Genomic DNA, 12,593 nt, shown 5'->3' with positions numbered 1-12,593 from the left:
CGGACATTCCCCACCCTGACCGGCAGTTTTGCCGCAAGGGGTTTAAGGAAGGAGGGCACCATGAAGCCGCGCGCGGGGAGTACACGCATAGGAAGCCAAATGGCGAAACGCCCTCCTTCAGGAAACAGTCCCGAGGATCAGTTCCCGTAGACTTCTTCCTTGGAGTAGAATCCGCCAGCGATGATCGTGTCATCGATGTTGTCCTGCGTCACAAGCGTGATTGGGGTCACGATTGTCGGCACGTCGGCGAAGCCGTTATTGATAACCTTGTCCACCTCGACCAGATCAGCGGGCGCGGTTTCCGGCGCTTTAGCCAAAGCCACTGCAACTTCTGCCGCGGTTTCAGCCAAGGGATCGATCTGTTTCCAGATTTCAACGGCTTGCTTGCCTTGCGCGACGTATTGGATGTTGGCCAGGTCGGCATCAGATCCGGCTACAAACACTTTGTCTGATGAAGCCAGCCCCTGTGCTTCCAATGCCGCGATAACTCCACGGGCCATGCCACTGTTGTTGGCGATAAACGCGTCGATGCTGTTGCTGTTTGAGGTCAGCGTATTTTCCGCAGTCGCCATGGCCTTTTCCGAGGACCAACCTTCATGCGCCTGATTTGTTACCAGTTCCAACCCCGGGTTCGCTTCGACAATCTCCAACACACCGCTGCTCATAGCAATCGCGTTAGAGTCGCCGGGTTGACCTTGAATCAGGGCAATCTTGCCGGACACCTCTCCGTTTTTCTCCTGCAGCCATTCGACCATGGCTTCGCCTTGCAAGCGGCCCACGGCCCAGCTGTCTTGCATCACCATCGCATCCAGCGGCCCATCCACGAGCATCGAGTCGTACCCGACAACGCGCACACCTTCGCTGTTTGCCATGCTGACCATGCTACCAGCAGTGCCGGTATTCACGGGCTGCAACACGATGACATCTGCTCCCTTGGCGAGCATGTTCTCAAACTTCGCGAGCTGCGTCAGCTCGTCATTGTTCGCTGAATCAAAGATAACTTCGGCGCCCAATGCCTCAGCTTTCGCAGTAAACGCGGCGCGGTCGCGCTTGTAGCGCTCTTCCTGCATGGTTTTCAGCAGAAAGCCAATTTTGACATCGCCTGCATACGCTGTCCCGGCAGTTAGTGCGACAGCGGCGACAGACAGCAAGGCGGCTCTACGGGTAATGGTCTGCAAAAGGGACATATTTCCTCCAGTGTATGTTCCTTGGCTGCCGGTCCAATTGGGTCGGCAACGCTAAATGCTTCGCAAATTGTGCTGGGTGCCGGCTAACCGGTAAGAACAAGCATCAATCCCAAAGCGATAACGCTAACATAGCGGTGAAGATTGAGAGGAGAATTTGTATATTTAGAAAGCATAAATATTCACAATACCATTGAGACTCCTGCGCCCAAAGGAATTTTACATATTTAACAACACTATAATAGATTGCCACTCACTAATTGAATACATTGAATCCTCTTGGACAGGCCGCGACAGAGCTGTGCCATAATCGCAAAGCGGGTTGCAAAGCCGCGAATTCGGCAATCAAACAACCTGATGACATAGCCAGGCCGACACCGTATGGTGGTTTCTCTGTTTGCGTGCTCAAGCGGACCAATAAGTTAATTCACGCAGACGTCGTCGAATGACCGCTAAGCAAGACTGGGAATGGCTTTTCGCGAGAGCAGCGAAGGTCCGGTTTGTCTAAGATTTTTTGATGCGGGCCAGTGCGTTAGGTTTGTGCTGGGTGGCGTGGCCCGCGTTGACAAATCTGACAAGTTGGAAGCCGCGGGACGCTGGCGCGAAGGACAAAAGGCGGCCGTTCAGATCACGAACGCCAATGACGGTATATTCCCGCTTCTCGTTAGTCGGTCGTGGTTGCAGCGAAAGGGCGGTTCAAAGTTCGCGCCTCAGACTGGCATTGAATGACCGCTCTGACGACATCGGCTGCATCGCAGCGATGAGCGTGCCGCACCTGCAATAGAATGCTGCATTAGCAAACACCTGAAATGGCAATGGCAGCAAAGTCCCGCAATTCGGACATTGATCGATTTTCCCCAAATAACCGCTCTGCGGACAAACCTGACATTGGCACCAAAGGGGTATTGGACAAGGCAATAAAGGACCGTTTCGGCAACTAACCTCAGAATTCAACTGGATCGCATGTCGCTGCGGATTTCCTTAAGAAGTGGAAGCATTTCGCAGGACTTCGCCAGCTCCACGGCTTCTTGGAAAGACTGCTTTGCCGCTCGTTGTTGACCATGTTGAGACAGTGTTCGCCCAAGAGCCCCGAGAGCATACGCCAACATTCCTTTGTCTCCATTCTGTCTGGCGCGCGATACTGCGACCCGGGCCTGATCTTCGGCCTTTCGAAGGTTCCCAAGAGCCGCCCAACAGGACGCCAGATGAACCGCTTGTGTCCCGCGGCCCCCGCTGCCTTTACCACTTGCCTCTCTTGCAACGGCCTCCTGCAGGAGAGGCAGCGCAGCTTTGGCCTTATCGAGCCTGATAAGAGCCAACCCAAGTGGAGATGCTACCGAATGAAACCATGCTGCATTTTCGTCATCTTTTGTCAGCGGCAAAACGGATTGAAGGGTATTGGCTGCTAGCTCGCTGTTTCCGTAGCGCAACCAGAATACTCCAGTCGCCACGCCTGCAAGAATCCGAAAAAACGGTGGGCGATCCTGTGACAGATCATTCTGACAGTCGAGTACCTCGATTTTGACCTCTTCGAAACGCCCCAGTTCGGCTGCGCACCACACCAACCATAAACGAGCAAGTGCGTATGTGATGGGCGACAACTCATGCTGTGACCCTCGATACTTAACGCAGGCGTCCATAACCGCACGGCTAGATCCAAAGGCTTCGGCATATTGGCCGGTGGCTGCGAGCATCTGGGCCTGCAGGAATCTGAGTTCAGCAACTTCTCGAAACTCGTCCACCTTTTCGTTTTCGACGATCAAAGCCCTTACTTGAGTTAAGGCATCGCCAATGTCACCTTGCGCGACCATGTTGCCAATTATATGACGCCGCACCAGGCGCGATCGTTCGTCATCATGGATCCGATCACAAATGGCCATGGCTTCATTTAGTCTCTTTCCGATCTCGTCAAACTGGGACGTTGCGAAGAGGGCATCACGCAGCATCAGTCGGACATCGATTGCAAGTTGATCGATTTCTAGCGTCCGCACTTTTACATGGCCTTCTGACTGTAGCGCGAGACAAAGCAGCTCGGTGCTTTCGGTATAAGCCAGGCGAGATTCAGCTCGCTTGCCAGCGGAAAAATACGAACATGCGGCTTGTTCATACAAACCGGCACGGAATGCTTGTCTGCCAGTTTTGGCATCTTGTCTGCGTCCACGTGCGGTGTCCCGTAGGTACTCATAGATTGTCGTATGAAGCTTACGCCGTTCATCGCGAAGCAAGGATCTGTAGGCGGCTTCACCCACAATGGGGTTTACGAACGCATATAGCGTGCTGGGCAGAAAGCCGGTTTCGCGCACCAAACCGGCATCAATAACTTGTTGGAGCAAATTGAACGTGTCTGCTTCATTGTGCCTGGTTAACGCGACCAGCGTTTCGAGAGTGACAGGGTTTTCGAAAGCTGCGCCTACTTGAAGAAGTTGTTTCGCTTCAATAGGCAGGCGGTCAATCCGCTCTTCAAAAAGATCGACAACGCTTTCAGGAATACTCAACTGAGTTGTTTGATTGTCCAGTTCGTCCGGTCCACTTTCAGACAAATGCCGGGCGAATTCGGTAAGAAATCTAGGGTTGCCGTCAGCTCTGGTGATAATCTTTTCAATCAAGTCCTTGGAAAGGGGTCTGTCTGCGAATTGCTCAGTTAACAATTGCAAAGCAGCGCGGTGCTCCAGCGGTCTAACTTGCAAAACCTGCCGGGCCGTTGACCGGAAATCAGACAGATCTTCGCGACTGAATAGCAAAACCAAAAGTGGCTTCGTGTCTACAATTCCAGAGGCCGCCTTAAGGAACGTTCGACTCGAGGCGTCAGACCACTGGAAATTGTCGATCAGGATTATTAGTGGCCCCTGATCTGCAAGCGTTTCGAACATCAATTGTAGCGCGCTTAGCGCTGCGAAGCGCCGGCTTTCGGTTTCTTTCTGATCGACCTCTTCACTTTCTGACATGAGGAGCCAGATCACATCGTCCGCGTGCTCGCCAATTTTTTGATCCAAGAGCGCAAGTTTTTGCGATAATTCCTGAGCAGGATCATGCGAGACATCTTGAGCGATGTTTAGCAACGACATTACAAGGCGTCTCAGGAGCGCATTGGGGTCAGAATGGTCTTGTGCTCGGTTTGATGCGACAGCAATGCGCGCGTTTGTCGGTTGCAGCTGGCGAATGAACTCCAACAGCAGGCGCGTTTTGCCAACTCCCGCTCCTCCGAGCACGGAAATTACATCCCCGATGCCATCGTCCAGCTGTTCGTAGGCGCCCATGAGAAAGTTCATTTCACGATTGCGGCCTATAAACGGAAACTGCGCGAGCGCATCTTCTGGAAGCAAATCCTGTGGATTGCTGCCCACAGAAACCAATTGAAATGCGTTCAAGTCAGAAACGGGACGCACTTCGATGGAATGCCCGGCCAGAAAACGCGTTGATTCAGTGATCAAAACAGTTCCTGGGGTAGCTTTTGCCTCCAAATGCGCGGCAACATTAACCACATCACCGATCGCGTCGATTTTATATGCTCCATCGCCTTCTGTGACGTTTACAACGGCAGTTCCGGAACTAAGGCCAATGCGCAGTTGAAGCGATCCACCAGCAGGCGTTTTCAATTGGTCAGCTGCTGCCAACATGTCCAAAGCCGCATGGCATGCTCTGTAAGCGTGGTCTTCTTGCGCCAGTGGAGCTCCGAAGACGCAGAAAATGCCATCGCCCATAGTCTTAGCGACGACTCCACCGGCCGCTTCTATGCAGGGGCTCAGGCCCTCAATCGACCGCTTTAGAAAACCCTTAGCATCTTCCGGGTCCAGCCCTTCAACTAGTCTTGTGGAACCCACGATATCGGCAAACACAACCGTAATGTGCTTCCGGGCCTCAGTATCAGCGGGTCGCGAGTTGGAACCCTTGCCGCGGTCGCGCGCCGATGAGTGATTTGGCATTACGCCCTCGCCATCATTTTGCGGTGCTGGAGATCCACAAGCGTGGCAAAAACTAGCGTTGGGCTGCAGCTCCGTTCCGCAAGAGGAGCATTGCACTATTTGCGATACCCCGCAGCTCGGGCAAAAGCGGGCTCCTGCAGGTAGGCTGCTTCCGCACGCTACACAGCCTCCCTTAAGTTCCTTTTGGGTCACGTTCAACCTATGGCGTTAAGTCAAGCGCCTCTACAACCCGTACATAGGGAATTTGTGCTGCTTTGTTTACTTCTTCCACGTCATCCGCATTTTCGGCTTCAAACAGGCACATCGAGCGGTCTTCTCCCGGAACAAAGGTCGTCCGGATATAGCGCACAGATCGGCCATCCTGGTTGAAGCCATCAGAGAATTCGATGGCCCGTTGTTGCGCGGCAGCCAGCTCGTCCATCGTGATGCCAGACAAATCGCGTTCGACCATAAAAACAGACATCTTTAGTCTCCTCCCAAATAGCTCATCTGAAAAGAAATGCTAGCAAGAATAAAGGTGCCGATAAAGCTTCGAGTCCGCGGGCCACAGTAGCATTTGTTTGCATGATCATAAGCTCTCGGATTATGTGGATTGGTTTGGATTAGCTCTACTGCAATAGTCTAGAAAACCCACACCTCTTGGGACCGCTTTGGGCTCAAAGCCGTCATCCGACGGCATTAGCGATTAGACCGGTTTGTGGTTGCGAGCGGTCATTGGGGCCGCTCTCAGGATTGGTCCGACATCGGCCCTCCCAGTACTATTCAACGAGTTTTCAAGCTCAACTCCGAGATCCTACCGTCGCCTGACCCTCTCTCGATTACGCTCCCGACGTTCGATGTTGATCCGGTGGTCGCGGCCCAATGCCCGGTAGAAGCCCGGTCCCTTGGACCAGTTCAGAAAGTGGGCAAAGCTGTCGACCTGATCGTCGTTGCGTCCGCGTGGAAAGGACTGAAGCTCCCGTTTGAATACCGGCAGCCAGGGTGCATCTGCAGGCAGATAAACCTTGCCCTCTTCGACAGGACCGCAAGCGGACTGGAACCGGGTTTCCTTGTCCTTGTCGGGTTTAATGCGTTCGTAGCGCCGACGGTCATCACGAAACAATTCGTCCAAAAGAGGTTTGCCGGAGGCCGCATCTTCGATCAGGACACGATCGGGATCCCAACGGCCGACAAGTTGCAGTGCCTTGGCTTTCAGGTCTGGGTAGTCTACCTGCCCGCGCCAGACGTCGATAAGATGCCACGCATTTTCGCGGAACCCCCAGGTTGTACAGACAGAGAAATCAGACCGGGGGTCTGCCGACATGCCCGTATCCCAGCTCTGAACCACCAGTTGGAACCAGCGGCGATCTTCGATGGTCTCGTAGGTGCCAAACCACTCCCAGCGCAAGGGCGACCCGTCGGGAGCAATGGGGTTCTGCTGATACTGGCAATTGAACACGGCCGCGCCCATTTCGCGACGCTTGGTATCCAGCGTTTGCTGATCCAAACGGGACGGGCACAGGAGATCACCCGGTTTGCGGCGCATGACCCTTCCACGCCCAAGAGGAACCACCTCATGGCCTTCTGCGATGGCAGGCAGATTCAGATGCCGGTAGGTCCCGCGTTCGAGCAGATAACCCGGCGGATCCATCTCGTGCAACCGTTGCGCAACCATAACCACACGCCCTTCGGCCGGATTGTCGAAGCGCGACAACAAGGTCCCCTCAATGAACTCCTGCGCCTTGACCAGCTCGGCTTCGGAGCCGGCATCTCCGGCTTTCAGCAGGTCATCGATGATGATGTAATCGGCGCCATGACCGGTGACAGAACTTCCAATGGAGACAGCCTTACGGCTGCCTCCCTTTGTGGTGCGGATTTCTTCTGAGGTGTTGCCCTTTTTAGCCAAGACCGTTTCAGGGAACATTTCCCGGTACCAGCGCGCAGACATGATCCGACGACAATCTTCGGAATGTTTGCGCGCCAGATCCAACCCATAGCTGGCAACGATGATCTTGGCGCTGGGGTTATGACCGAGAAGATAAGCGACATATGCAACGGCCACGGTGACCGATTTCAGGCAACGTGGCGGGATGTTGATGATCAGTCGCTTGTTTTCGCCTCGACGGACATTGTCCAACTCATGGCACATGGCCCGCACATGCCAGGCCGGATCAAAGCTGCGGTCAGTTCCCTGGTGCAGCGTGCCAAACACACGCCAAACGAAGGGAAAGAAATTGTCCCGGCAAACCTCGCGAGCGGCTTGCACGACGATTTTTGGATCAGGAGTCGTCATCTTCCGCCTCCTCGTTTTCCAGATCACCGTCACCGTCCAGTTGGCTGGAAAAGAAATCCCGGAGGATGTCGTAGTCGACAGCGTCGGGCTCAACCGTACGGACGCTTTCTTGCGCGTCCAATTCACTTGCGTTGAACAGATCTGTGTCCAGCTTAAGCAGCGCCATCAACAATTTCGTGTCGCCCTTCAACGCGCCTGCCGTGAACCGCTTGGCAATTGCCTCAGCCTTGGAAATCCGGATTTCGTGGCTGCCTTCGCGAACCGTAATCTTGGTTTCCAATTCACGTTTCAAGCTGGCATTCACCCCCTTGGCACCTTTCGGCCGCCCTTTCGGATTGCCGGATCGGCCTTTTTTGAATTGGGTCGCTTTGGGCGGTTTGCCGTAGCCGACCTCATACTCTTTCGTATCGTCAGACATGACCCACCTCCTGTTCTGAAGTGGTATCGTTGGCCGCAAAACGCGCATCGAACGTCTGGCCTGTTACCGCGTGCACGGCGCTATCACCGGTCATCTCCTGCCAACGGCGGATGGCCACATCGACATAAGCCGGGTCGAGCTCAATAAGCCGCGCTTGGCGCCCGGTTTTCTCAGCTGCCAGCAGAGTCGCGCCGGACCCGCCAAAGGCGTCCAGCACGACATCGCCGCGGTGGCTCACATCCATGATGGCATCTGCAACCAGAGCTGTCGGCTTCACCGTGGGATGATCCGCGAGATCCGCCTCGCGCCCTGCCCCAAAGCTGTTCACACCGGCGTAATCCCAGACGTTGGTCCGGTTGCGCCCGTGTTTGCCCAGCTCGACGTTGTTGATGTGCGGCGCACCAGGCTTCTTGAAAATGCAAATCAGCTCATGCTTTGAGCGACAAAGGCTGCCCATGCCTCCGTTCGTCTTGTTCCAGACGCAGAGATTGATGAGGTCCAATCCAGCTGCTTTGCCCGCCGTAATCAGTTCTTCGATATGACGCCAGTCCATGCAGATCATCGCGATGCCTCCGTTCGGCAGGCAGTCAAACAACTGCGTGATCGCGCCTGAAAGAAAGCCGCGGAACTCGCTATCCGTCATTTCTCCCGACGCCATGGCAAACTCGCGGTGTTCGGCGCTATTGCCGGACCGCACATGCCCATTGACAGGCACGTTGTAAGGCGGATCGGTGAAGACTATCTGCGGGGTCTCGCCTTCCAGCAAGGTGTCGTAGCTCTGGGCTTGAAGGGCGTCCCCGCAGAAAATGCGATGATCTCCGAGAACCCAGAGGTCGCCCGGCTCCGTGACTACGGGTGCCGCAGGGTCCGGCGTCTCAACAGTTTCCGCTACAGATACCGTCACCTCACCGACGCTGTCGATAATGATGTCGATCTCCGGTGTTTCGAACCCTGTGATGTCCAGATCAAAGTTCAACTCGCCATCAAGGCTGAGGTCCATCAGCTCGGCAAATTCGATCTGCAACGCCGCTTCATTCCAGTCCGACAATTCCGCCAGCTTATTGTCCGCAATGCGCAGAGCGCGCACTTCCGCTTCTGACAAATGATCCGCGACAACAGTCGGTACGGAATTCAACCCCAGGGCCTTAGCGGCCTCATAGCGGCCATGACCCGCGATGATTGTGCCCGAACCATCCAACAGGATCGGAGTGACAAAGCCAAACTGGGCCACCGATGCTTTCAGTTTGTCGACATTCTTGGCCGCGTGCACGCGGTTGTTGTTGGCGTAGGGCTTGATCTGGCTGATCTGGGATTGGATAACTTTTTCGGCCATCCAGATAGGCGTATTGGACGCCCGAACGTCGCTGTGTGTGTTTTTGGCAGGCATAACCGCCTCCTTTTGCGTGACGCCGCGCGGACGTCGAGATGGAGGGATCGCGCTGGAAAATCGGAGAGAGCACAAATCGCAACTCCCCGGACCAATCGATCCGAGACGTTGCTCCTTTGAATGCTCTCTGCGGAAACCTGTGTTTCCAATGAGTGCTGCCTGCGGGAGCAGTTTCCCGCCCTGATAGTCCGGGCGATTAGGTCGAATGTAGGTGCCATCAATACGAGACGCAACCCCCCAAACTAAAAGTAACCAATTAAGATTGTTGACGAATAATCGGGGGTACGCCAGCAACGCCCTTCAAAACACACGCCTCAAGTAATCGCTTCAGAAAGAGCTGGACTGTTGCCGTCAACCACGCATCACTGAACCCACGCCCGAGCCATTCGGGCGCTCCTCGGTACCGGGGTTCGGCATCTAGCCAGCCCCAAATCAGAGGAGACAATACATGTCCAAGCGGAAGCAAACCAAAATTGACAAAGTGCAACACTTGTTGCGCCGCCCGAGCGGCGCCAGCCTTGAGGCGCTCTGCAAAGCAACGGGATGGCAGCCTCATTCGGTCCGAGCAGCTCTAAGCGGTCTGCGGAAAAAAGGCGTCACAATTGAACGGCGGACATCCGACAAACCAAATGGACCATCCACATATCATCTGGCGGCGGGAACTGGAGAAGCGTCATGACCAAGACGAGCGATGTCGCCGATCTCGCCGCCATGGGTCGATCGGATCTGGTCACGCTTTGGCAGCAACTGTTTGATCAACCCGCCCCCGCCATGCTCAGCCAACCCTTTCTGCGCCGCTTTATCGCCTTTGAGATGCAGTCCCGCCGTCATGGCAGGCTACCCCGCCAGGTCAAAGCCACGCTGGAAAAGGGCTCTGGGAAGAAACCCCGGCCTACATGCCCTGCCCTAAAACCCGGCGGGCGCCTGCTACGCGAGTGGAATAGTGTGACCCATGTAGTCGACGTTACAGAAGACGGCTTCACTTGGAACGGTCGGTCCTATCGCTCACTCTCGGCCATCGCCCGAGAGATTACCGGCGCGCATTGGTCAGGGCCGCGTTTCTTTGGGCTCACCGGCAAGGCGGCCAAATGAGCCCGCGCCGTAAAATCCGATGCGCCATCTACACGCGCAAGTCCTCAGAAGATGGTCTGGATCAGGACTTCAATTCGCTGGATGCGCAATATGAGGCCTGCGCGGCCTATGTCGCAAGCCAGCGACATGAAGGCTGGACCCTGTTGTCCGGGCGCTACGATGACGGTGGCCTGTCGGGCGGCACCCTAGAGCGACCCGCCCTTCAGCGCCTTCTTGAAGAGATCGATGCCGGGCGTATTGACATGGTGGTGGTCTACAAGATTGACCGGCTGACCCGGTCGCTTGCCGACTTCTCTAAGCTGGTCGACCGGCTGGAACAGGCAAACTGTTCTTTTGTGTCCGTCACGCAGGCCTTCAATACCTCATCTTCCATGGGCCGGTTAACGCTGAATGTGCTGTTGTCCTTTGCTCAGTTTGAACGGGAAGTCACCGCCGAACGTATTCGCGACAAGATTGCAGCGTCGAAGAAGAAGGGGCTTTGGATGGGTGGCAACCTGCCTCTGGGCTATGATCGCCACCCCGATCCGAAGGCAAGAACGCTGGTGGTGAATGAAGAGGAGGCCAGAACGGTCCGGCATCTCTTTGGGCTTTATGACGAGCTTGGTTGCCTGCGCAAAGTAGAAGAACGGGCAACGGCAGAAGACCTGCGGTCAAAACGGGTTGTTCGGACAGATGGCAGTGTGAAGGGGGATTGTCCGCTGTCACGGGGTCAAATCTATTACCTGCTGCGCAATCCGGTCTATCTCGGAAAAATCCGCCACAAGGATAAGATCTGGGACGGACAACATCCGGCGATCATCGATCAGGACATCTGGGACCGGGTGCAGGAAAAAATGCGACAGGCCTCCAACCGCTCGCGGGCACGCGGCGACTCCGATGCGCGCCAACACTCCACTGACCCCGGGGCCTGGCTCACCGGTCTGCTGTATGACGAAACTGGTGATCGGTTGACGCCGACCCACACCACGCGCAACGGCCGACGGTTGCGCTACTATATCTCCAATCGACTGATCTCAGGCGGCAAGGATATCTCTGGCTGGCGACTGCCCGGCCCAGCGCTGGAAAACGCGGTCATTGATGTCATCGTCAGACATTTGCAAGACGCCGCCGCGGCGCACCAAGTACTGGCGCAGCCGGAGGCCGGGTCAGCCGAGGCAGTTCAGACTTCAGTTGCGGATTTAGTAACCCGGCTTCTAGGCCATGGCTGTCAGATCGGCGCTGCTCTTCTGGCCAAAGGCAAACTTGCACGAGGACAGATCGACCTCGAATTTAACCCCAAAACTCTGGCAAGCGCACTTGGCATCGCGGCCGATCATCTGCACCCGGATCTCACCCACGTCACCGCATCTTTCGATCTGTGCCGCCGCGGCGTCGAGGCCAAGGTCATCGCCGGAGACATGGCACCCCAACCTGATCCCCACCTCCGGTCCATGCTGATCCGCGCCCATGGCTGGGCCCGTGATCTGAAGGCCGGAGTTCAACTGATGGAGATTGCCCGCCGCGAAAGCGTCCCTGACGCCTTCATCCGCACCCGTGCTCAGCTCGCCTTTCTCTCACCAAAGATTCAAACGGCGATTCTCGACGGGAGCCAGCCGCCCGAACTCACACTCAAGCGTCTGGTCAGCGTGACCCACCCACTTGAATGGTCCGAACAGGAACGCCTGTTCGGCTTCTGACATCTCCAGCTCCTGCGTCCCTGATACAGACTTCGCCCTCCCTGATCCGGCGGAACAATTCCCTGTTCGCACGAGGAAATTCCCTGTTCCACCTTTTAGGGAATTTGCAACATAAACCTCTGAGAAACATACAGTTCTGATAGAAGAAATGACGGAAGTCAGTCCCGGTTTGCGAATATTCCCTGTAAATTGCAGGTTATCAGGGAAATCCAGCCCAAAGCGACCCCGCTAAAATGCGACACTGAGACTCGCGCCTGAATTGTCCTCTGAATGTACGGTTTGCTTCGTCTCTGATTGAAAGCGCATGCGCCAACGCGCGGGAATTGCGTAACAATTCCGGATCAGAAAATACAACTGAAGTGAGACAGGTATGAGTGGCGGGGAGACAGGGATTCGAACCCTGGGGACGCTCTCACGCCCAACGGTTTTCAAGACCGCCGCATTCGACCACTCTGCCACCTCCCCGTCGAAGGCAGGGTCTAAGCGCAAGTTCTGCCAGAGGCAAGTCGAAATCGGGATTTCTTGCCGAAGCCCGCGCAGCGGTCTTTCCATGACTCTTCAGCCGCGTTATGATCCCCGAAATAGACCGAAACAGGCTGGCAAGCAGAACCAGCAGACCGGCAGCGGGGTTCCGAGAACGA

At 55.5% G+C, this 12,593-nt stretch carries 9 protein-coding genes and 1 tRNA gene; 3 read left to right on the top strand and 7 right to left on the bottom strand.

Annotated features, from left to right (window positions below; all coding sequences use genetic code 11):
* Nucleotides 1-137 precede the first annotated feature (137 nt).
* From ACR3FC_RS15050 to ACR3FC_RS15025, 6 genes are all read right to left on the bottom strand, one after another.
* Nucleotides 138-1,187: a sugar ABC transporter substrate-binding protein gene (locus ACR3FC_RS15050; RefSeq protein WP_480476154.1), complete on the bottom strand. Its 1,050-nt coding sequence runs from the start codon at nucleotides 1,185-1,187 to the stop codon at nucleotides 138-140.
* A 947-nt stretch (nucleotides 1,188-2,134) separates the two neighbouring features.
* Nucleotides 2,135-5,299, bottom strand: a complete 3,165-nt coding sequence (locus tag ACR3FC_RS15045; protein WP_480476152.1) for an adenylate/guanylate cyclase domain-containing protein — start codon at nucleotides 5,297-5,299, stop codon at nucleotides 2,135-2,137.
* A 7-nt stretch (nucleotides 5,300-5,306) separates the two neighbouring features.
* A complete protein-coding gene (locus ACR3FC_RS15040; protein ID WP_480441994.1) occupies nucleotides 5,307-5,570 on the bottom strand; it encodes a DUF4242 domain-containing protein in 264 nt (87 codons plus the stop codon).
* A gap of 330 nt (nucleotides 5,571-5,900) precedes the next feature.
* The gene (gene terL / locus ACR3FC_RS15035; protein ID WP_170352647.1) at nucleotides 5,901-7,379 is read right to left on the bottom strand and encodes a phage terminase large subunit; all 1,479 of its coding nucleotides are present in this window, start codon (nucleotides 7,377-7,379) and stop codon (nucleotides 5,901-5,903) included.
* Nucleotides 7,366-7,797 (bottom strand): DUF5681 domain-containing protein, encoded by a 432-nt coding sequence (locus ACR3FC_RS15030; RefSeq protein ID WP_093964947.1) that lies wholly within the window; start codon nucleotides 7,795-7,797, stop codon nucleotides 7,366-7,368. Before ACR3FC_RS15030 ends, terL begins: the two co-directional genes overlap by 14 nt.
* Complete coding sequence (locus ACR3FC_RS15025) at nucleotides 7,790-9,184, bottom strand: site-specific DNA-methyltransferase (protein ID WP_480476150.1); 1,395 nt, start codon at nucleotides 9,182-9,184, stop codon at nucleotides 7,790-7,792. The genes ACR3FC_RS15030 and ACR3FC_RS15025 overlap by 8 nt, the downstream gene beginning before the upstream one ends.
* A gap of 448 nt (nucleotides 9,185-9,632) precedes the next feature.
* Between ACR3FC_RS15025 and ACR3FC_RS15020 the strand changes: the two genes are divergently transcribed.
* Genes ACR3FC_RS15020 through ACR3FC_RS15010 form a run of 3 tightly spaced genes read left to right on the top strand, consistent with a single transcriptional unit; the run spans nucleotide 9,633 to nucleotide 11,952 of the window.
* Complete coding sequence (locus tag ACR3FC_RS15020) at nucleotides 9,633-9,863, top strand: DUF3489 domain-containing protein (protein WP_093964945.1); 231 nt, start codon at nucleotides 9,633-9,635, stop codon at nucleotides 9,861-9,863.
* Nucleotides 9,860-10,276: a DUF2924 domain-containing protein gene (locus ACR3FC_RS15015; protein WP_093964944.1), complete on the top strand. Its 417-nt coding sequence runs from the start codon at nucleotides 9,860-9,862 to the stop codon at nucleotides 10,274-10,276. The genes ACR3FC_RS15020 and ACR3FC_RS15015 overlap by 4 nt, the downstream gene beginning before the upstream one ends.
* The gene (locus ACR3FC_RS15010) at nucleotides 10,273-11,952 is read left to right on the top strand and encodes a recombinase family protein (protein WP_480476148.1); all 1,680 of its coding nucleotides are present in this window, start codon (nucleotides 10,273-10,275) and stop codon (nucleotides 11,950-11,952) included. The genes ACR3FC_RS15015 and ACR3FC_RS15010 overlap by 4 nt, the downstream gene beginning before the upstream one ends.
* A gap of 375 nt (nucleotides 11,953-12,327) precedes the next feature.
* On the opposite strand, the gene ACR3FC_RS15005 is transcribed toward ACR3FC_RS15010, so the two are convergent.
* Nucleotides 12,328-12,417 (bottom strand) — tRNA-Ser (locus ACR3FC_RS15005).
* Nucleotides 12,418-12,593: the final 176 nt, after the last annotated feature.

This window comes from Ruegeria sp. AF3 (genome assembly GCF_056536285.1).
The sequence above is the reverse complement of the archived record's forward strand: the minus strand, read 5'-3'. Positions and strand labels throughout refer to the sequence as shown.